17 protein-coding genes are annotated in these 19,571 nt (G+C 70.2%); 6 read left to right on the top strand and 11 right to left on the bottom strand.

Going from position 1 to position 19,571, the window contains the following annotated elements; all coding sequences use genetic code 11:
• A partial coding sequence (pspC, locus tag TSO5_RS29205; RefSeq protein WP_247871019.1) for an envelope stress response membrane protein PspC occupies positions 1-456 on the top strand: 456 nt, incomplete at its 5' end.
• Positions 457-514: 58 nt separating this feature from the next.
• Here the strand turns inward: pspC and TSO5_RS33740 are convergent.
• Positions 515-643 carry a hypothetical protein gene (locus TSO5_RS33740; RefSeq protein ID WP_256379242.1) on the bottom strand — a complete coding sequence of 43 codons (129 nt, stop codon included), beginning with the start codon at positions 641-643 and terminating at the stop codon, positions 515-517.
• A 281-nt stretch (positions 644-924) separates the two neighbouring features.
• Between TSO5_RS33740 and TSO5_RS29200 the strand changes: the two genes are divergently transcribed.
• Entirely contained in the window at positions 925-1,491 is a 567-nt protein-coding gene (locus TSO5_RS29200; protein WP_109154893.1) for an MAPEG family protein, read from the top strand.
• On the opposite strand, the gene TSO5_RS29195 is transcribed toward TSO5_RS29200, so the two are convergent.
• Positions 1,430-2,380, bottom strand: a complete 951-nt coding sequence (locus TSO5_RS29195; protein WP_109154892.1) for a glycosyltransferase family A protein — start codon at positions 2,378-2,380, stop codon at positions 1,430-1,432. The genes TSO5_RS29200 and TSO5_RS29195 overlap by 62 nt on opposite strands.
• The gene (locus tag TSO5_RS29190; protein ID WP_109154891.1) at positions 2,377-3,801 is read right to left on the bottom strand and encodes an O-antigen polymerase; all 1,425 of its coding nucleotides are present in this window, start codon (positions 3,799-3,801) and stop codon (positions 2,377-2,379) included. The genes TSO5_RS29195 and TSO5_RS29190 overlap by 4 nt, the downstream gene beginning before the upstream one ends.
• A 353-nt stretch (positions 3,802-4,154) precedes the next feature.
• On the opposite strand from TSO5_RS29190, the gene TSO5_RS29185 reads away from it, so the two are divergent.
• Positions 4,155-5,990, top strand: coding sequence for a right-handed parallel beta-helix repeat-containing protein (locus TSO5_RS29185; RefSeq protein ID WP_247871018.1), 1,836 nt, complete (start codon positions 4,155-4,157; stop codon positions 5,988-5,990).
• Positions 5,991-6,131: 141 nt separating this feature from the next.
• Here the strand turns inward: TSO5_RS29185 and TSO5_RS29180 are convergent, their stop codons facing one another.
• The 4 genes from TSO5_RS29180 to hemC form a co-directional block, all read right to left on the bottom strand.
• Positions 6,132-7,481 (bottom strand): heme biosynthesis HemY N-terminal domain-containing protein, encoded by a 1,350-nt coding sequence (locus TSO5_RS29180; RefSeq protein WP_109154889.1) that lies wholly within the window; start codon positions 7,479-7,481, stop codon positions 6,132-6,134.
• The gene (locus tag TSO5_RS29175; RefSeq protein WP_109154888.1) at positions 7,478-9,199 is read right to left on the bottom strand and encodes a mitofilin family membrane protein; all 1,722 of its coding nucleotides are present in this window, start codon (positions 9,197-9,199) and stop codon (positions 7,478-7,480) included. Before TSO5_RS29175 ends, TSO5_RS29180 begins: the two co-directional genes overlap by 4 nt.
• A gap of 135 nt (positions 9,200-9,334) precedes the next feature.
• Positions 9,335-10,105 carry a uroporphyrinogen-III synthase gene (locus TSO5_RS29170; RefSeq protein ID WP_109154887.1) on the bottom strand — a complete coding sequence of 257 codons (771 nt, stop codon included), beginning with the start codon at positions 10,103-10,105 and terminating at the stop codon, positions 9,335-9,337.
• Positions 10,106-10,130: 25 nt separating this feature from the next.
• On the bottom strand, positions 10,131-11,069 hold the full coding sequence (gene hemC, locus TSO5_RS29165) for a hydroxymethylbilane synthase (RefSeq protein ID WP_109154886.1): 939 nt from the start codon (positions 11,067-11,069) through the stop codon (positions 10,131-10,133).
• A 144-nt stretch (positions 11,070-11,213) separates the two neighbouring features.
• Here hemC and tsaD point away from each other — a divergent pair, with 144 nt between their 5' ends.
• Together tsaD and TSO5_RS29155 are read left to right on the top strand one after the other, a co-directional pair.
• Positions 11,214-12,287, top strand: coding sequence for a tRNA (adenosine(37)-N6)-threonylcarbamoyltransferase complex transferase subunit TsaD (tsaD, locus tag TSO5_RS29160; protein WP_109154885.1), 1,074 nt, complete (start codon positions 11,214-11,216; stop codon positions 12,285-12,287).
• A 28-nt stretch (positions 12,288-12,315) separates the two neighbouring features.
• A complete protein-coding gene (locus TSO5_RS29155) occupies positions 12,316-13,335 on the top strand; it encodes an NAD(P)H-dependent glycerol-3-phosphate dehydrogenase (protein WP_109154884.1) in 1,020 nt (339 codons plus the stop codon).
• Between the two features lie 6 nt (positions 13,336-13,341).
• Here the strand turns inward: TSO5_RS29155 and TSO5_RS29150 are convergent, their stop codons facing one another.
• Positions 13,342-14,214 (bottom strand): LytTR family DNA-binding domain-containing protein, encoded by an 873-nt coding sequence (locus TSO5_RS29150; RefSeq protein WP_247871017.1) that lies wholly within the window; start codon positions 14,212-14,214, stop codon positions 13,342-13,344.
• Positions 14,215-14,240: 26 nt separating this feature from the next.
• Between TSO5_RS29150 and TSO5_RS29145 the strand changes: the two genes are divergently transcribed.
• On the top strand, positions 14,241-14,645 hold the full coding sequence (locus tag TSO5_RS29145) for a DUF2141 domain-containing protein (protein WP_199231056.1): 405 nt from the start codon (positions 14,241-14,243) through the stop codon (positions 14,643-14,645).
• Between the two features lie 138 nt (positions 14,646-14,783).
• On the opposite strand, the gene TSO5_RS29140 is transcribed toward TSO5_RS29145, so the two are convergent.
• The 3 genes from TSO5_RS29140 to TSO5_RS29130 form a co-directional block, all read right to left on the bottom strand.
• The gene (locus tag TSO5_RS29140) at positions 14,784-15,479 is read right to left on the bottom strand and encodes a YafY family protein (RefSeq protein ID WP_109073716.1); all 696 of its coding nucleotides are present in this window, start codon (positions 15,477-15,479) and stop codon (positions 14,784-14,786) included.
• Between the two features lie 23 nt (positions 15,480-15,502).
• On the bottom strand, positions 15,503-15,880 hold the full coding sequence (locus TSO5_RS29135; protein ID WP_109154882.1) for a VOC family protein: 378 nt from the start codon (positions 15,878-15,880) through the stop codon (positions 15,503-15,505).
• Positions 15,881-15,989: 109 nt separating this feature from the next.
• Positions 15,990-19,319 carry an error-prone DNA polymerase gene (locus TSO5_RS29130; RefSeq protein ID WP_109154881.1) on the bottom strand — a complete coding sequence of 1,110 codons (3,330 nt, stop codon included), beginning with the start codon at positions 19,317-19,319 and terminating at the stop codon, positions 15,990-15,992.
• Positions 19,320-19,571: the final 252 nt, after the last annotated feature.

Below are 19,571 nucleotides of genomic sequence, written 5' to 3'. Positions count from 1 at the left end.
CCGCTGCAGAACCTCCCTCCCAACCCGAAACTCAACGAAAGGACCGAGCCCGCCATGGACCGCGCGTCCCCCTACGACTCGCCGAATCCGCACCGGCTCTACCGCGATCCGCAGCGCGGGGTGCTGGGCGGGGTGTGCACGGGTGTTGCCGATTACTTCGGCGTGCAGCCGGCCGTGGTCCGGCTGGCGATGCTGTTCGCCCTGTTCTTCTTTTCGGTGCCGCTGGTGATCGCCTATGTCATCGCGCTGATGGTGCTGCCGGTGCGTCCGGCGCAGCTGTATCGCGATGCCGAGGAAGAGGCCTTCTGGCGGACGGTGTCGACCAAGCCCGACCGGACGCTCGCCGGTCTGACCCAGCGCTTCCGCGACATGGAGAAGCGGATCGTCGGAATGGAGGCCTACGTCGCCTCGAAGGAATTCGAGCTGAACCGCGCGATCCGCGATCTGGATCGCTGATTGCCTTAGACAGGCCGAACCGCTGATCCCCGACCGCAAAGGCCGGGGGCCGGTGTCGTCAGCGCCGCTGGCGGCGCCGGTCGCGGACGCGGATCGGGATCGGTTTCGGTGTGGGCATCGTGGCGATCAGACCGGCCAACGCCGCAGCCGTCGCCACCGCACCACCGAGCAGAACGAGATCCATCATAGGCCCTCCACCATCGAGATCCTCGTGTTCACCCACATGGTGAAGCACTTGGTTAGAACATGGTAGCGAAAAGAGAGACTGACAACATCTCTCCCATCGGGGCAGCCCCCCAGTAGACGCCGCCGAACATAGCGTCATGGGACACCCTCCGCGTCGTCCGGGCCTTGATCCAAATCACGAGCCGGGCCGTTATTGGTCGAAGGAACAGGGTGCGGTCCTTTCCAGATGGGAAGGGGCCGGCCCTTTGTCGAATCCCCGGCCTTTGACGGAGCCCCGCCCCGATGTCCGATACCAGTCTTCGCCAAAGCGCTCCCCGAAAACGCAAATCCCTGGTGCTCCGCGCCCTGATGCTGAACGGGGCGTCGGCGGTGGTGACGGTGCTGCTGTTCGTCCTGCTGCTGTCGCTGGTGGCGCCGCCGATGGGCGTCAACGCGCCGGGCGCGCGGATGGCGCTGTGGGCGCGGCTGGTGGTCTGGCCGGCGCTGGTCCTGTTCGGCATGGTCGTCGGTGTGATGGCGATGCGCGGCCGCACCCAGGCCTTCAACCCCATCGAGGATCCCGAATCGCGCGGTCAGCGCGTCGCCCAGCGGGTGCTCGCCAACAGCGTGGAGCAGTCCGCCATCTTCGTCCCGACACTGGCCGCCCTGGTCGCCACCCTGCCGCAGCCCTCGCTGGGGGCGGCGGTTGTGGCGACCGCGCTGTTCGTGCTGGGCCGGCTGCTGTTCTGGGCGGGCTATCTGGTGCATCCCTTCGCCCGCGCGCCAGGCATGGCGATGACGCTGACCGTCAATCTGATCGTGCTGGGCTGGGCCGTTCTGCTGCAACTGGGCGGGATGCAGCCCGGCTGACGGGCTTCTCCGCAGGCGGCGCGCTGGCCGGGGCTGCCGTCTTCGCCAGATGCAGCCAGCGGCGGTAGGCCTCGGCGCTCACCGGCGCGCGGTGCTTCAGGCCGATGCGGAGGATCTGCGGTAGGGCCAGCAGCACCTTCAGGTCGGTCATCCGCGGACCGTGGCGCAGGTTCTTCCAGCTGTTGCCGGCCCAAGCGCGCGCCAGCCGCCACGCCATCAGCGAGGACGGGCAGCGCGCCACCTCGCGGATCAGGTCGTTGCGGTGGTTGTAGAAGCGCTCCATCCCCGGCTTGCGGCCCTTCTCGCTCTTGTCGTGGTAGACCATGACGTCGGGCAGGGCCACGACGCGATAGCCGGCGCCGACCAGCCGCAGGCAGCGGTCCTTCTCCTCCCCCTGGCGGTAGAGTTCCGGCATGTAGAGGCCGACCTGCTCGACCGCGCTGCGCCGCAGCAGATGGCCGCAGCCGACATACCACGGCACGTCGAAGGGGGCGGCGCCCTTGGGGAAATAGACCAGCCCGTCGCGCGTCTCGATGTTGCAGGCGACGGCGGCGACCTCCGGGTTCTCTTCCAGATAGGCGACGCAGCGGGCCAGCCCGTCCGGATCCTCGAACCAGCTGTCGTCGTCGACCGACAGGATGCAGTCGCCGGTGGTGTTCACGAAGCCGAAGTTGCGGGCCAGGATCAGCCCGCCATTGTGCGGCTGGCGGACGTAGCGGACGGTGGGAAACTCCGCCCGCATCATCGCGCCGGTGCCGTCGCTGGAGCCGTCGTCGATGACGATGATCTCCATCGGCGGGGTGGTCTGGTTCATCAGCCGGGTCAGCGCGATGCGCAGCTCCGGCCCGCGGTTGTAGGTGGCGATGACGGCGCTGACGGTCAGCGTCATGACGGCTCCCTTCTGACGAGATTGGGCCGGACGAGATTGGGTGGCGCCACCACCGGGCGCAGCGGGTCGTCGTCCAGGATTCCCCAGGCGCGGAGCGCACGGGTCAGCCCGATCCACAGCAGGATCGGCAGCAGCGAGAAGAAGCCGAACTTCACGATGGTGATGTTGCCGTCGCGGAACCACTGCAGGCACAGCGGCAGGAAGGCGCAATAGAACAGCACGGCGTAGCGGTTGCGGAATCCGCTGGTCCAGAACCAGCGGTGCATGCGGCCCAGGATCAGCCCCACCACCACCATGGTGACGATCATGCCGATCCAGCCGGCGCTCATCCAGCCGTCGCCGGGCAGCGAGGTGGTCAGGTTGTAGAAGACGCCGTAGTCGTTCAGGTCCACCCATTTCACCGGCGCGCCGACCGGCTTGCCCGGCCACAGCAAGCGGGGGATCGGTTCGGTGAACAGCTGCAGATACTGGGTGAACCAGGTGTAGGTCGCCGACTGTTTCGGCACCACCCACAGGATGTAGGCGAGGAAGTCGAAGTTGGCCAAATCCTGGCCGGCCAGCGCGTCGAGCGCCCGGCCGCTGCCGCTGCCGCCGTTGAAGCGCAGCAGGACGGAAACCGGAGCGTCGCCGGCCAGCACGTCGCGGAAGGCGTCGCGGTTGTTGCCCAGCACGGTGAACAGGCCCATCACCGGGATCGCGGCCAGCACATGCCACAGCCGGAACCACTTGGTGCGGGTGCGGTACAGCATCAGCAGCACCAGCCCCAGGATGCCCATGATGATCGCCCAGCGCCCCCAGCCCAGATAGGCGCGGTAGGCGACGAAGCCGGCGAAGGGGATGAAGGACAGCGGGTGGAAGCGGCAGACCCAGATCAGCCCCAGCGTCAGCGGCAGACCCATCGAATGAGCCTCCGCGATGTAGCCGGTGGTGTTGGTGTAGATCGGCTGGCCGGTCAGCGGATCGCGCTCCATCTGCACGTCGCCGGTGCCGTCGAAGCTGGCGCCGCCCTGGCGCTGGATCGCCGAATAGATGGCGAGCGGCGCCAGCAGGGCGGCGGTGGTCAGGAAGGCCACGATGTCGACGCGGTCGAAGGAGAAGGCCGGTGCCGGCTCGCCGTTCGGGGTCCAGTCGGGCTTGACCAGACCGGCCCACATGCAGGCGGCGGCGAAGGCGATCAGCCCCACCGAACTGACCACCAGCGTCATGACGAACTGCTGCTCGTTCGGCCAGAAGCCCATGAACAGCCAGACATCGTCGAAATTCTGGGTGTGGACCAGGATCGGCCGCATGACGAAGACCAGGGCGTGGAAGATCAGGTACAGCGTCAGCGGATGGAACATCGATGCGCTGCCGGAGCTGAGGAACACCACGGTTACCAGCACCAGCACCAGGACCTGCGCGATCAGCGCCATTTCGATCATCGGCAAACAGTCCCCGGTAATTAGGCTCCGCCTGAACGGGGCGCGCGATCCGCGGGCAAGCGGGTACGACCGGCCGGTCAGGCTAGGATGAAAAGTCAGCCTATACGCCCCGTCCCGGTCCGGCAGGGGTGCAGAGGGCGTGGCCCCTTCGCACCCGCACACCCCCTTCGCGCTTTTGCCGGTGCCGCGGGGCTGGGTCAGTCTCCCCCCTTCGGCGGCTTCGCCGTTGTCTTGGAGGAGGTTCTCCCATGTTCCGTTCCCAACCTCGTCATCGGAGTGGAGCGGCCCAAATCCTGCCTCGGATTTTGCTGACATCTGCGTTTCTGCTGACCGCTGCCGGATGGGGGCCGGCTGTGGCGGCACAGACCAGTTCCACCGAGACGACCTTCTATGTGTCGCCGACCGGCAACGACCGCTGGTCGGGACGCCTGTCCCAGCCGTCGGCGGACGGGCGCGATGGTCCTTTCGCCACCCCGGCACGTGCGCTGGCCGCCGCCAAGGGAAGCGGCCCGGCCACCGTGCGGCTGCATGGCGGGACCTATCGGCTGACGGCGCCGCTGGTGGTCGATGCCTCGCTGCCCGGACTGCGGCTGACCGCGGTCGAGGGGGAGCAGCCGGTGCTGTCGGGGGGCGAGGCGGTGGGCGGGGCGCAGATGGCGAACGGCCTGCTGTCGGCGCCGCTGGCGCGCGATCCGGGGCTGGACGTCTCGGTCGGCGGGCAGCGGCTGGACGCCGCGCGCAGCGGCGATTTCACGCCCGGCGACCCGCGCAGCGGCTGGTTCCCGGCCAAGGCGGTGCAGTCCGATCCCAAAAGTCCGGGGAGCAAGCGGCAGATGCGGCTTCCCGCCGGTGTGCTGAAGGCCGGCTGGGCCGGTCCGGGGGTGCGGGCGCAGGCGCTGGACCGTGAACGGCTGTCCGACGACCTGCTGGGCGTGGCGTCCGCCGATCCGAACGGTCTGCTGACCCTTGGCGGCGACGGTCAGTATCCTTACCGCGACGGCTCGACCGTACGGCTGCTCGGCCATCCCGATTTCCTGACGCGGCCGGGTGAGTTTGCTTGGGACGCCAAGGCAAAGCGCCTGCTGGTGAAGCCGCCGACCGGGCTGAACAGCGCCGGGGCGGAGCTGGTGGTGGCGCGGCAGCCGGTGCTGCTGCGGCTCGACAACGCGCGCAACGTGGCGGTGGAGGGGCTGACCTTCACCGATGTGCCGTGGGACGGCAACGCCGTGCTGGTGAAGGGGGGCAGCGGCGCGCGGATCGCCGGCAACCGCTTCCTGCTGGTCGGCACCGCAGTGATGCTCGACGGCGCCAGCCGCAGCGAGGTGTCGGGCAACCGGATGGAGCATCTCGGCCGCTCCGGCGTGGTGCTGGCGCCGGGCAGCAGCGACAACCGCATCCTCGCCAACCGCATCAGCGACATCGGCGAGGTCCGCTTCTTCAGCGGCGGCGTGATGGGCGCCGGCATCCGCAACACGCTGATCGCCCACAACGACATCCGCCGGTCGGCCCGGTACGGCATCTCGATCAAGAACTGGAACCCGCAGACGGTGAACAGCGACAACACCATCGAGTTCAACCGCATCCGCGATACGTCGCGCCAGACCGCTGACGCCGGTGCGATCGAGATGCTGGGCCGCAGCGGCAACGACACCCGCAGCATCATCCGCTTCAACGACATCCGCGACACCGGCGGCCTCGCCACCGACGCGCAGGGGCGTTGGCTGGTCCGTTACAAGGGCTTCGGCATCTATCTGGACGACATGACCAGCGGCGTGACGGTGCAGGGCAACCTGCTGGAGAACACCGGCATGGCGGCGATTTTCCTGCATGGCGGCGACAACAACCGGGTGTCGGACAACATCACCATGATGAACGACGGCAAGGACCGCTTCCTGCGGCTGGAATGGGTGCCCAGCGCCGGCCCGGCCGGCCGGATGCACGGGAATGTCGCCGACGGCAACGTGGTGGCCGGCCCGTCGGCGAAGGAGCAGGTCGTCAACAGCCTGTCCGGCGGCGAGTACCGGGTCGAGAACACGCAGCTGGAAAACGCGGCGCCCACGGCGGAGGCCGCCGGTGTGGCCAGCACCGCCAGGGCCGCCAACGCCCCGGCCGGGGGGCGCCTGCTCGACCGCCTGCTGGCGAAGAAGGAACTGCCTCTCGACCGTGTCGGACCGGAGGGGATGCGGTAGAGGCAACAGGCTGGAGCGATCCTCAATCGGCCGTTGGCTTCGGTGGACGGGAGACCGCCAAAGCCGACGGACATCCTGAAAAGAAGAAAGCGCCCTTCCCGGTGGGGAAGGGCGCTTTTTCTTGCACCTTGCATCGATCCCTTACGCGGTCGCCGGACGGGCCAGCGCCGGGGGGATGTCGGTCGGCTCCATCAGCGGGACGGCGACCGTCGGGGCCTTCCAGGTCAGCGTGTCGAAGGCGCCGCAATGGCCGCACAGGCCGCCCCAGTTGTGGCTGACCGCTCCACAGGAACTGCAGGTCCACACCGGATCCTCCGGCGCGTTGGCGGCCTTGGCCAGCCAGTCCTTCGCCGCGTCCTCGTCATGGCGCTCGCCGCGGTCCAGCTCGGCCATCAGGCGGTAGGTGCGGCGGGTCGGGCCGATCTCCATGGCGCGGTTCAGGTGCTGGCGCGCCTCGCCCCACAGCTGGGCGTCGATGGCGGCGCGGGCGACGGCGAGGTGCGATTCGGCCGAGTCCGGAGCCTGACGCACCAGCTTCTGGAACAGCCGGACCCGGGTCAGCGGGTCGTAGCTGGAGACGATCGACCGGTAGATGTCGGCCAGCTCCGGATGCGGCGAGTGGCGCCATGCCCGCTCCACCACCTTGGCGGCCGGCTTCAGCCGGTCGGCGGCGAGCTGCAGGCGGGCCAGACGGACGGCGGCGGGGACGAAGCCCGGCATCATGTCGTGCGCCGCCTGGGCGTGCGACAGGGCGGCGTCGGCCCGGCCGCGGCGCTCCGCCTCGAAGCTGCGCTCCAGCAGCAGGACGGCGCGGTGGCGGCGGCCCTCGTCGGTCGGGATGGCCCCGGCCTGGATCGCCTGCTGCAAGGTGCCCTCGGCGGCAGCCCAGTCGCCGGCCTGCGCCTCCAGGTCATAGAGCGTGCCGAGCAGCCAGGGCGTGTTGGGCTGGAGCCCGCGCGCCTTGCGGGCCAGCGTCAGCGCCTCCACCCGGTCGCCCGACTTGATCGCCTGGGTCAGCAGCCCTCGCATGCCGAGGAAGGCCGTCTCCGGCCGCTCCAGCATGGCGGTGAAATACTCCCTGGCGGCGCGCTCGTCGCCCTGCAGCTGGGCGGCCTGCGCCGACAGCAGCATGGTCAGCGGCGGCTCGTTCAGCAGCCCGTCGGCCTTGCGCGCCATCTTGCGCGCGGTCTGCGCATCGCCGGCGGCGATGGCGACCATGCCCTGGGTCAGGGCGCGGTAACCGCGCTCGCGGCGGCGGACCCGGCTGTGGCGGCGGATGCGGTACGGCGTGCGGATCAGCCCGCGGATCAGGCGATAGCCCAGCGCCGCGATGCCCAGCGCCACGATCGTGACCAGCAGGGCGACCCAGAAGGGCGCCTCTACGGCGTAGCCGAGCCAATGGACGCTGACGGTGCCGGGACGGTCGGCGAGCCAGATCGCGGCGGCGATGACCACCGCGACCTTCAGAAGGAACCAGAGGGCGCGGATCATTGGGCCGTCCCCTTCCCGCCGGCGGCGGTGGTCAGCAGGGCGATGGCGCGGTCGTTCAGCTGACGCGCGGCCTGATCGGCGGCCAGACGCGCCTTGGCGTCGGCCAGCCACGGGGCGGCGGTCTGCGCGGCCGGACCCTGCAGGGCCGACAGCTCCTCCACCGCCTTGGCGAGGTTGCCCTCGTTCAGAGCGGCCTCGGCGCGGGCGACGATGGCGTTGGCGGTGGTGCCGACCACCCCGCCGCCCTCCTGGCGGACGGTGACCAGGGTGGACAGCTTGCCGACCGCCGTGTCGATCCAGCTCTTGCCCTCGCCGCGGATGTCGGCGCGGACGATCTCGCCGGCCAGCGGCTGGAAGCGGTCGGTCAGCTGGGCGCGGGTCGGGATGCCCTTGGCGGCATAGGGCGCCACGGCGTCGAGCGGCTGGGTCACGCCCGCGTCGGAGATGTTGAGGGCGCGGACCGCCTGCAGGTCCTGCTGGAACGGCTGCCCGCCCGACAGGGAGGCGCGCAGCTGCCCGGCGGCCAGCACCAGCGCCTGCGCGGTGGAGGCGGCGTCCTGGCGCTCGCTGACGGCCTGGTTGACGCTGGTGACCTGCTGCTTCAGCGAGTCGACCTCGCTGCGCAGCTCCTGCGCCGCCTGAGAGTTGCCGGAGACGGCGGAAACCTTCTGCTCAAGCGCGGCGATGCGGTCGGCCAGCGCCTTCTGGGCGTCGGCGGCGCCGGTGTCGGGCGTGGCGGCCGGGCGCTTCTCCAGCGCGTCGATCCGCTGGGTCAGGGCGGAGAGGTCGGCGCCGTTACCAGCGGCGGCCGGACGCTGCTCCAGCTTGCCGATGCGGTCGGTGAGCTGCTGGATCTGTGCCTTCAGCGCCGGGTCGGCCGGAGCGGAGGCGGTGGAGGAGGCGGATGGCGACGGCCAGCCGGGCAGGGCCGGACCCCACCAGGGCGCCGACAGGGCGGCGGCGCCGACCAGCAATGCTACCACCGACAGGGCGGTGGCGAACCCACTGCCGGAGCGCGGCTCGTCGAGGTAGGACGGAGTAGGGGCGATAGTGGGGGCGATGGTCGGACGCGCCGGCTCGGCATCGGCGCTGCGGCTGTAGCCCGCGCTGCCGCTGGTGCCGGACGGCGTCCAGCTGCCGGTGGTGGTCTTCGACTCGTCGGATTTGGTGGAGCCTGATTTGACGGCTTCGTCCTTGGCTTCCTCGGCCTTCTCCGCGTCGCCCTTCGGCGTGTCGGCGAAGCTGTCGGTCGCGCCGATCGGCGTGGCCGGCGGGATCAGGGCATCGGACGATTGCAGTTCGGTCACGGCACCGGTGGTCGCTTCGGCTGCCGGGGTCTCGGCGCCGGGGATGGTGTCGGCCGGGGAAGCGGTCAGCACCGGCTCCACCACTGGTGAGGCGTCAGCCGGGGTGATGACGGACGCGGCGGAGGCGTCGGCCTGCCGGTCCTCGCTGGGCGTGGCCGCGTCCAGGTCGGCATCGTCCAGCTTGATGCGGTGCTTGGCGGCGGCGGTGCGCAGGTCGGCATGGCGGGCCAGCGGGATCGCGCCGCGCTTCTTCCAACCCTGGACCGTCGTCACCGGGGTGTCCAGCTTGTGGGCCATCGGGCGGATGCCGCCGAAACGTTCGACGATGCGGTCGACCGCCGCATTGCCGGTGCTGGCGCCGTCGCCGTCACGGTCGGTGCCGGGGCGTTCGGGGCCTGGACGAGAGGTCATGGGCTGTACCTTCGGTTCGCTGTTGTTCGTTTTAACGTCACAGCCCCCTGACCGGTCCCCCTCGTCCCCCGTACGGCTGACCCACCCACCCGGACGCACCAGGGGTATAAGCCGTACGGCCGGACCGCGCCGGGTTTATCCGGCGACCGGCAACAGATCGAGCAGGGCGTCCTGCTCCGGCCGCGCCGCCACCCGTACGCTTCGCCACGGCGTCACTCCCTGGTCGCCGTACGCACGGGCAGCCTCCGCGACCGCGGGGCTGAGGCAGAACGCATCGACCGTACGACAACAATCGACCAGCCCCGCCTCGGCGAGCAGCCTAACAAAGGATGCGGCGGTACGGGGAGAGAAAAACAACACGCCGTCGAGCCCGGACGTACGCAAAAATGTCGCGGTCTCGTCCGACAGGGTTAGCGCGGGTACGGCATCGTACATCACGCTGCGCCGCAGCGTGAACCCGGCCGCCCCCAGCAGGCCGGCGAGGTCGCCCGCCACCTTGGTGCCGGCCACATGAAGAAGCGTACCCGCGTATGGATCCCGCAGGGACCGGACACGTTCCGCCAGTGCGTACACATCGCCCGACGCGCTGTCGACCTGTTCGAAGCCGGCGGCCCGCGCCGCCCGCGCCGTGGCGTCGCCGACGGCGTGCACCGGACGGTCGCGCCGGCTCGTACGTTTGGTGTAGGCACGTACGCCGTTCGCGCTGGTGAACAGCAGGGCTTGTACGTCGGACAGGTCGGGTTCCGGCCCGTCGAGCCAGACCATCGACAGCATCGGCTCCACCGCCGTGGCGAAGCCGAGCGCTTCCAGCCGGCGGACCAGCGGCTCGGCATCCTCCGCCGGTCGCGTCACCAGAAGGCGCGTACGGCGGTCGGCGGAAGAGGATTGAGGCTGCTTTCCCGTCATGCGGAAAACCCGGCCGGGATGGCGGTCAGTGCGGTGCCGCGGCGAAGAAATCAGGCGGCAGTTGCGCCCGGATCTCGGCCCCGGCATCGGCGCCCAGCGACTCGGCGTCGGCGGCCTTGCCGCGGCGTTCCGCCCGGAAGATGATACGGCCGTCGGTCGACAGCACCTTGGCGCGCAGATGCAGGTCGTCGCCGTCCAGCATCGCCAGCGCGGCGATGGGCGTGCGGCAGGAGCCATCAAGAGCGGCGAGCAGCGCGCGTTCCGCCGTGACGCGGACCATGGTCTCCGCACAGTTCAGCGGGGCCAGCAGGGCGCGGGTGGCGTCGTCGGTGCTGCGGATCTCGATGCCGATGGCGCCCTGGGCCACCGCCGGCAGCATGGTTTCCGGTTCCAGCACCGCGCTGATGCGCTCGGTCAGGCCGAGGCGGCGCAGGCCAGCCAGCGCCAGCAGGGTGGCGTCCACCTCGCCCGCGTCCAGCTTGGACAGGCGGGTCTGCACGTTGCCGCGCAGCGGGAAGATCTTCAGGTCGGGGCGCAGCTCCAGCACCTGGGCCTGACGGCGCAGGCCGGCGGTGCCGACCACGGCGCCGGCGGGCAGATCGGCCAGACCGCCGCCGGAGCGGGAGAAGAAGGCGTCGCGCGGGTCCTCGCGCGGCAGCAGGGTGGCGATCTCCAGCCCGTCGGGAAGCTGGGTCGGCACGTCCTTCATCGAATGGACGGCCAGATCGGCGCGGCCGTCGAACAGCGCCTCCTCCAGCTCCTTGGTGAACAGGCCCTTGCCGCCCGCTTCCGCCAGGGTGCGGTCGAGGATGCGGTCGCCGGTGGTCTTGAAGACGACGATCTCGATGGCGCCGGGCGCAGCGAGATGCGGATGGGCGGCGATCAGGCGGTCGCGGGTTTCATGGGCCTGCGCCAGCGCCAGCGGGCTGCCGCGCGTCCCGATACGGAGCGGGTGGGTCGTCATAGGGCGTGTTCTAGGGGATCCGCGCAGCTTTGCAAGGATTCGTCGCCCGGTCATACGGAAGATTGAGGCGGATCAAATTTCATGCGCGCACTTGTCCGCAACTCCATCCTGTACCCGGACGGCCAAGGCGGCTAGGTTGGCGCCATGATCGTTCTTGGAATCGAAACGAGCTGCGACGAGACGGCCGCCGCCGTCGTCACCGACGCGCGCGAGATCCGCGCCGACGTCGTGCTGTCGCAGCTGGACGACCACACGCCCTATGGCGGCGTCGTCCCGGAAATCGCCGCCCGCGCTCATCTTGAACATCTGGACGGGCTGATCCGCCGCGCCATGGACGAGGCCGGGATCGGCTTCGGCGATTTGGACGCGGTGGCGGCGACCGGCGGGCCGGGGCTGATCGGCGGCGTCATCGTCGGCGTCATGACCGCCAAGGCCATCGCCGCCGCGCGCGGGCTGCCCTTCGTCGCCGTCAACCATCTGGAAGGCCATGCGCTGACCGCGCGGCTGACCGACGACGTCGCCTTTCCCTACCTGCTGCTGCTGGTGTCGGGCGGCCATTGCCAGCTGCTGGCGGTGGAGGGGGTCGGGCGCTATCGCCGGCTCGGCACCACCATCGACGATGCGGTGGGCGAGGCGTTCGACAAGACCGCCAAGCTGCTGGGGCTGGGCTATCCCGGCGGGCCGCTGGTGGAGAAGGCGGCGGCGCGCGCCACCAATCCGGCGCGGTTCGAGCTGCCGCGGCCGATGCTGGGCCGTCCGGGCTGCGACTTCTCCTTCTCCGGGCTGAAGACCGCAGTGCGGCGGCATGTGGAGGAACTTGGGGGCGTCTTGTCCGATGCCGACCGCGACGACCTCGCCGCCGCCTTCCAGGCGACGGTGGCGGAGGTGCTGGCCGACCGCTGCACCCGCGCCATCCGCCGCTTCAAGGAGGACCATCCGCAGGGCGGCGCCCTGGTGGTCGCCGGTGGCGTCGCCGCCAACAAGGCGATCCGCAGCCGGCTGTCGACCCTGGCGGAGAAGCAGCGCATGCAATTCGTGGCGCCGCCGCTGCGCCTGTGCACCGACAACGCGGCGATGATCGCCTGGGCCGGGATCGAGCGCTTCCGGCTGGGCGAGAGCGACCCGCTGAACTTCGCCCCCCGCCCGCGCTGGCCGCTGGACCCGAATGCCGCGCCGGTGATCGGGCGCGCCGGGATCGGGGCGGGGGTGAAGGCGTGATGGACTTCGTCAGCGTGAGAGACCTGCCATGAGTGCCGTGCCCACCTCCGCCCTCAACCGCATCGGTGTCGTCGGTGGCGGCGCCTGGGGAACGGCGCTGGCCTTGGCGGCGTTGCGGGCCGGGCGCGAGACGCTGCTGTGGGCGCGCGAGCCGGCGGTGGTGGAGGCAATGAGCCTCCGCCGCGAGAACCGCGACTATCTGCCCGGCGTGCCGCTGCCCGACGCGCTGCGGATCACCGGCGATCTCGCCGACCTCGGCGATTGCGACGCGGTGCTGCTGGTGTCGCCGGCCCAGCATGCGCGCAGCGTCACCGCGGGCATGGCGTCGTTGCTGAAGCCGGAGGCGCCGGTCGTCGTCTGCGCCAAGGGGATCGAGCTGGACAGCCACGCGCTGATGAGCGAGGCGGTCGGCGCCGCGCTGCCGGCCGGCAATCCGGTGGCGATCCTGTCCGGCCCGACCTTCGCGGCGGAGGTGGCGCGCGGGCTGCCGACGGCGGTGACGCTGGCCTGTGCGGACGAGGCGCTGGGCAGGGCGCTGGTCACGGCGCTGGGCAGCCACACCTTCCGGCCCTACCGCTCGGACGACGTCATCGGTTCGCAGGTCGGCGGGGCGGTGAAGAATGTGCTGGCCATCGCCTGCGGCGTGGTCGAAGGGCGGCGGTTGGGCGACAACGCGCGGGCGGCGCTGATCACCCGTGGACTGGCCGAGATCACCCGGTTGGCGCTGGCGCTCGGCGGCCGGGTGGAGACGCTGATGGGACTATCCGGGCTGGGCGACCTGACGCTGACCTGCTCCAGCCTGCAGTCGCGCAACATGTCGTTGGGGGCGGCACTGGGCGCCGGCAAGGCGCTGTCCGAGATTCTGGCCGCGCGGCGGTCGGTGGCGGAGGGCGTCTATACCACCGCTGCGGTGGTCGGGCTTGCAGCGAAGCTGGGCGTCGACATGCCGATCTGCACGGCGGTCGATGCCATCCTGAACCGCGGCGCCGGGCTGGACGAAACCATCGAGGGGCTGCTGTCCCGTCCCTTCCGCGGTGAGGGCGTTTAAGGGCGTTTAGGAGACGGCTTTCTCGGTCCAGCCGGCGGCGCGCACCGAGGGGGCGTGGGTGCGGCTGACCGGGACCAGCAGGCCGTTGGTCAGGCGCAGCGACAGCTTGCCGTCCGGCTTGCGCTCCACCGCCGCGACCGCCGTCGCGGCCACCCAATAGGAGCGGTGAACCTGACGGCCGTCGATGCCCGCCAGCTCCGCCACCGCGTCGCGCATCCGCATCAGGATCAGGTCGCTGCCCAACGCGGTGTGGACGCGGACATAATGATCCTCCATCTCCAGCGCCAGCAGGTCGCGCCCCAGCTTTGCCGGAATGCGGTCGAGGAAGGGGGCGGGCCGGTCGGTGGCCGGTTCGCCGCCGGGGACGGACGCTTGCGGCGGGGCGGGGGGCTGGTGGCCGACCACGCCATGGTCGCGCAGCTCCAGCCACACCGGCAGGGCCGACACCAGCAGGGTGATGACCAGCACATAGCCATACAGCTCGGCCAGCCCGGCGGGGGTGAGGAAATCCTGGCCGCGCAACCGGCTTTCCAGCAGGGCGACCACCAGAGTCTGCACGACGCTGACGGTCAGGAAGGCCGCAGCCAGCATCAGCGGCCATGTGCGTTCCAGGTTCGGCAGCACGCGGCGGGCGACCAGCAGCACCAGTTCGAACATCGACCAGCCGGTGGCGATCAGCCCGCCCCAGTAGGCAAGCCGGACGGCGAAACCCATGTCACGGAAGGTGCCGAACGGTCCCAGCAGAGCCAATGCTAGGATGGAGGCCGCCAGCAACGGCAGGCGGCGGCGCAGCACGCGCCGGCCATAGGGAACGGGCGGCGACTGCCAGGGGAGGGCGGGGGATGAGGTTCCGGCGTTGGGTTGCGCGTTGGTCTGCAAGGATGGTCGCCCCAGGAACGGTGACAGTGACGCTGCTGGCACTGGCCGCCGCTGGTCCGGCCGCCGCGGGGGAGCTTCGCGCAACCGTCCGCAACGTCAAGCCCAATCAGGGCAAGGTGATGGTCGCGCTGTTCGACAGCGCCGAGGCGCAGGCGGCGAAGGCACCGCGCGCCGGCTATTTCGTCGCGGCGCTGGGGCCGGAGCTGCAGGTGGTCTTCCCCGACCTGCCGGCCGGCCGCTATGGGCTGATCGCCTTCCAGGATTTGGACAACAACGGCGAGCTTGCCACCGGCCTGTTCGGCATCCCTGCCGAACCGCACGGCTTCAGCCGCTCCGCCCGCGGCAGCTTCGGCCCGCCGGGGTTCGACGACTACGCGGTGGCGGTCGGGGCGTCGGGCGTGGCGACGACGGAGATCAGGCTGGTGGAGTGACGTGCGGATGCCCCCTCCCTAACCCTCCCCCGCGTTCCGCGGGAGAGGGGACTGCCGCTTCCTATCCCTCTACCGCCGAAGGCGGGGGAGGGAGGGACCCACGCTGCCAAGCGTGGGAGGGAGGGGGCACGGACGACCTCACCCGCGCGGGCAACCCTCCTGCCGCCAGCGGGCGAGATAGTCGTCCAGGCCGCGGCCGGGAATCTCGTCGAATCGGCGGTCGAGCGCCAGCAGGGTTTCCATGCGGTCGATGCGGAAGCTGCGGAACTCCTCGCGCAGCTCGCACCAGGCGCCCAGCGTCCACACCCGGCCCCAGAAGAACAGGCCCAGCGGCTGGACCGCGCGGGCGGAATGGGTGCCGTCCTGCCGCCGGTAATCGAACAGCACGACGCGCTTGGCGTTGATGGCGCAGCGCAGAACGTCCATCCGCTCGCGCAAGGGGGCAGGGAAGGAGAAGTCGGGGACGAAGACGCGGCTGTCGGCCAGCTCGCGCCGCCGCGCCTCCGGCACCACCGCCTCGACCTTGTCGAGCGCGCGGGCGGCGGCATCGGCCAGACCGCCGCCGACCCAGGCGCGGGCGAGGCGGGCGCCGACCACCAGCGCTTCCACCTCGTCCTGGGTGAACATCAGCGGCGGCAGGTCGTAGCCGTCGCGCAGCAGATAGCCGACGCCGGCCTCGCCCTCCACCGGCACACCGGAGGAGGCGAGGTCGCGCATGTCGCGGTAGACGGTGCGCTCCGACACCTCCAGGCAGCGCGCCAACTCGGCAGCCGTCACCAGCCGCCCCTTGCGGAGATGCTGGACGATCTGGAACAGGCGGTCGGCGCGGCGCATGGCGGCGGCTCCGGTGAGCGGGATCAGTGCATCGAATAGAGGCCGACGCGGTTGCCCTCGCTGTCGATGAACTGGGCGAAATAGCCGATTTCCGGGGTGATCAGCGTCTTCGGCACGATGATGCGGGCGCCGGCCTGCTCGGCACGGGCCAGCGGGGCGGAGAGGTCGTCGCCGCCGTTCAGGTAGACGGTGGTGCCGTCGGCGCTTGGCTTGCAGGCCTCGTGCTTGATCAGGCAGCCCTTGACGGCGGTGCCTTCGGCCGGGAAGACGGCCATGGTCATGCCGCTGGGGCAGGGTTCCTGAACCATCTTGGCGGCGAAGACGGTCTCGTAAAAGCCGACGGCGCGGGCGAGGTCGGTGACCGGAATCTCGAACCAGGTGACGACGTGCGGGATGTTCATCGGATTGGCTCCTGACAGAGGGGAGTGGGATGTTCGTGGTTCGTGCCGGCTCGTCCCCTTGATAGCACACCCCCTCCTGACAGCGTGATGTCAGGAGCAATCAGCTCCTTCAATGAAAATTGCGGCCCTTGGGAAATGGGGCATGAGTCTCATTGGGGGCGGCATGGCGGTCCTCGCCGGTCAGTTCGGACAGCCGGTGGGTCAGGTCGATCAGCGATTCCACCCGCAGATGGACGACGCCGTCCTGGTTCTGGACCCGGCCGGTGGCGGCCATCAGCCGGGCGGTCATGATCGGGCGGCGGAAGGTCTCGAAGGCGTCGGGCATGACGACGAGGTTGGCGACCCCGGTCTCGTCCTCCAGCGTGATGAAGACGACGCCCTCGGCGCTGCCCGGCCGCTGGCGGACCAGAACCAATCCGGCGGTGGTCAGGCGCCGGCCGTCGCGCACCTGGACCAGCCGCTCCGCCGGGGTGATGCCGGGCAGGCCGTCGCGCAGCAGCGACAGCGGGTGGGCCTTCAGCGACAGGGACAGGCTGGTGTAGTCCATCACCACATGCTCGCCAAGCGCCATGGCCGGCAGCGGCGCTTCGGGTTCCTCGGCAAGCGGGCCGTCCAGGCGGGCGAACAGCGGCAGCGGCTGGTCGCCCAGCGCCCGCACCGCCCACAGCGCCGCCCGGCGGTCCAGCCCGACCGAGCGGAAGGCGTCGGCCTTCGCCAGCTTTTCCAGCGCCGCGACCGGCAGGCGGGCGCGCCGCCACAGGTCGTAGGGGTCGCGATAGCCGCCGGCGCGGGAGAGGACGAGGGACTCGGCGTGCTGCGGGGTGAAGCCCTTGATGAGGCGGAGACCGAGGCGGAGGCGGAGGCTTGATGCCCCCGATTTCTCCTTCTCCCCCCTGGGGAAAAGGTCGGGATGAGGGGGGTCGGCGCAGCCGAAGACGTCCGGCGGGTGCGCCCCCCTCACCCTAACCCTCTCCCCGCTTTCGGCGGACCGGAGGTCCGCCTGTCGCGTCAGCGCAAACGAAGTTTGCGCGTGAGCGGGGGGGAGAGGGGATTGGGGCGGTGCTCGGCCTGTAATCTCCACCGCGCAATCCCACCCCGACAGGTTCACATCGGGCGGCAGCACCGTCACGCCGTGCTCCCTTGCATCGCGGACGATCTGCGCCGGGGCGTAGAATCCCATGGGCTGGCTGTTCAGCAGGGCGGCGGCGAAGATGGCGGGGTGGTGGCGCTTGATCCAGGCGGAGACATAGACCAGCAAGGCGAAGCTGGCGGCGTGGCTTTCCGGGAAGCCGTATTCGCCGAATCCCTCGATCTGCTGGAAACAGCGCTCGGCGAAGGTGGGGTCACAACCGTTGGCGATCATGCCGGCGATGAACTTGTCGTGGAACAGCTGGACTTTTCCGGTCTTGCGGAAGGCGGCCATGGCGCGGCGCAGCTGGTCGGCCTCCTCGGCGCTGAAGCCGGCGCCGACCATGGCGACCTTCATCGCCTGCTCCTGGAACAGCGGCACGCCCAGGGTCTTGTAGAGGACCGGTTTCAGCGCCGGCATCGGATAGGTGATGTCCTCCGCCCCGCTGCGGCGGCGCAGGTAGGGATGGACCATGCCGCCCTGGATCGGGCCGGGGCGGACGATGGCGACCTCGATCACCAGATCGTAAAATTTCTTGGGCTTCAGCCGGGGCAGCATGCTCATCTGCGCGCGGCTTTCGACCTGGAAGACGCCCAGGCTGTCGGCCCGCCCCAGCATCTCGTAGACCGCCGGGTCCTCCTTGGGCAGGCTGTCAAGCGTCCAGCGTTGCCCGTGCACCTGCTCGATCAGGTCGAAGGCGCGATGGATGCAGGTCAGCATGCCCAGCGCCAGCACGTCGACCTTCAGGATGCCCAGCGCGTCGATGTCGTCCTTGTCCCATTCGATGGTGCTGCGATCCTCCATCGCCGCGTTGGCGACCGGGCAGAGATCCGACAGCGGGCCGCGGGTGATGACGAAGCCGCCGACATGCTGCGACAGATGGCGGGGAAAGCCGATCAGCTCCTGAGCCAGTTCCAGCGTGCGCTTGAGCCTTGGATCATCGGGATCGACGCCGAGCGAGCGGGCGCGTTCCTCGTCGACGCCGTCGCGGCTCCAGCCCCAGATGGAGCCGGTCAGCCGCGCCACCAGATCGGCCGACAGCCCCATCGCCTTGCCGACCTCGCGCAGGGCGCTGCGGGCGCGGTAGCGGATGACGGTGGCGGTCAGGCCGGCGCGGGCGCGGCCGTACTTCCTGTAGATGTACTGGATCACCTCCTCGCGCCGCTCATGTTCGAAATCGACGTCGATGTCGGGGGGCTCGCCGCGGGCGGTGGAGATGAAGCGCTCGAACAGCAGATCGACCTCGGTGGGATCGACCGACGTGATGCCCAGGCAATAGCAGACGGCGGAATTGGCGGCACTGCCGCGCCCCTGGCAGAGGATGCCCTGGCCCCTCGCGAATCGGACGATGTCGTGGACGGTCAGGAAATAGGGGGCGTAGCGCAGCTCCCCGATCAAGGCCAACTCATGCTTGACGGCGGCGCGGACCTTGTCGGGGATGCCGCCGGGATACAGTCTTGCGCCCCCCTCCCAGGTCAGCGTCACCAGCGTGTCCTGCGGATCGCGGCCCTCCGCCACTTCGTCGGGATATTCATAGCGCAACTCGTCCAGCGAGAAGCGGCAGGCCTCGGCGATCTCCAGGGTGCGGGCGACGGCGTCGGGATGGTCGCGGAACAGGCGCACCATCTCGACGGCCGGCTTCAGATGGCGCTCGGCATTGGCGGACAGCCGCCAGCCGGCCTCGTCGATGGTGGTGTGGTGGCGGATGCAGGTCATCACGTCGGCCAGTGCCCGCCGCCCGGCGCCGTGATAGAGCACGTCGTTGGTGGCGACCAGCGGCACCCCCTCCGCCTCCGCCAGCCCGGCCAGCCAGCGCAGCCGCCGGGAATCGTCGCCCTGGTAGCGGTGGCTCGCCGCCAGATAGAGCTGCCCGCGCGCCAGCCCGCCGCGCCAGGCGCGCAGTTCGCGCAGGAACGACTCGTCACGCTGGTGGGGGCCGAGCAGCAGGAACAGCATGCCTTCGGCATGGGCCAGCACGTCGGCGCGGGCGATGAAGCATTCGCCCTTCGGCGCCCGCATCTTGCCCAGCGTCAGCAGCCGTGACAGCCGGGCATAGGCGGCGCGGTCGGTCGGGTAGGCCAGCAGGCTGTCGGCATCGGTCAGGTCCAGCCGGCAGCCGATCAGCGCCCGGATGCCCACCTTCTTAGCCGCCGCATGCATCTGCACCACGCCGGCCAGCGAATTGCGGTCCGTCACCCCCACCGCCGCCAGCCCGAGCGCCGCCGCCGTCATCGCCAGCTCGTCAGCGTGCGAGGCCCCCTCCAGAAAGCTGAAGTTGGTGGCGACCTGCAACTCGGCGTAACGGATCATGGCAAGGCTCCCCGGCGCGCGTGGATGAGTGCGCGCGGGGATGATAGTCCGAAAATGGGATTGGTGTCATTATTGTGGCGGGGGAGAGGATAGGTGTCGGCTGACGATGCCCCCTCCCTAACCCTCCCCCGCTAACGCGGGAGAGGGGACTGCCGCTGAACTCCCGCAAAGCTCCTGCCCCCTCTCCCGCGAAGCGGGGGAGCAACCATGTTGTTTTCATGGTGAGTGTGGCATTGCCTCCCATTCCTTGTT

The organism is Azospirillum sp. TSO5 (genome assembly GCF_003116065.1).
Classification (GTDB): Bacteria; Pseudomonadota; Alphaproteobacteria; order Azospirillales; family Azospirillaceae; genus Azospirillum.
Note: the sequence above shows the minus strand (reverse complement) of the source record. Positions and strands in the feature narration are given on the sequence as shown.

Coding starts and splice junctions, on each gene's coding strand:
- TSO5_RS33740 (WP_256379242.1), bottom strand. CDS start 643: ATGATGGATCTCGTTCTGCTCGGTGGTGCGGTGGCGACGGCTGCGGCG.
- TSO5_RS29200 (WP_109154893.1), top strand. CDS start 925: ATGTCCGATACCAGTCTTCGCCAAAGCGCTCCCCGAAAACGCAAATCC.
- TSO5_RS29195 (WP_109154892.1), bottom strand. CDS start 2,380: ATGACGCTGACCGTCAGCGCCGTCATCGCCACCTACAACCGCGGGCCG.
- TSO5_RS29190 (WP_109154891.1), bottom strand. CDS start 3,801: ATGATCGAAATGGCGCTGATCGCGCAGGTCCTGGTGCTGGTGCTGGTA.
- TSO5_RS29180 (WP_109154889.1), bottom strand. CDS start 7,481: ATGATCCGCGCCCTCTGGTTCCTTCTGAAGGTCGCGGTGGTCATCGCC.
- TSO5_RS29175 (WP_109154888.1), bottom strand. CDS start 9,199: ATGACCTCTCGTCCAGGCCCCGAACGCCCCGGCACCGACCGTGACGGC.
- TSO5_RS29170 (WP_109154887.1), bottom strand. CDS start 10,105: ATGACGGGAAAGCAGCCTCAATCCTCTTCCGCCGACCGCCGTACGCGC.
- hemC (WP_109154886.1), bottom strand. CDS start 11,069: ATGACGACCCACCCGCTCCGTATCGGGACGCGCGGCAGCCCGCTGGCG.
- tsaD (WP_109154885.1), top strand. CDS start 11,214: ATGATCGTTCTTGGAATCGAAACGAGCTGCGACGAGACGGCCGCCGCC.
- TSO5_RS29155 (WP_109154884.1), top strand. CDS start 12,316: ATGAGTGCCGTGCCCACCTCCGCCCTCAACCGCATCGGTGTCGTCGGT.
- TSO5_RS29140 (WP_109073716.1), bottom strand. CDS start 15,479: ATGCGCCGCGCCGACCGCCTGTTCCAGATCGTCCAGCATCTCCGCAAG.
- TSO5_RS29135 (WP_109154882.1), bottom strand. CDS start 15,880: ATGAACATCCCGCACGTCGTCACCTGGTTCGAGATTCCGGTCACCGAC.
- TSO5_RS29130 (WP_109154881.1), bottom strand. CDS start 19,319: ATGATCCGTTACGCCGAGTTGCAGGTCGCCACCAACTTCAGCTTTCTG.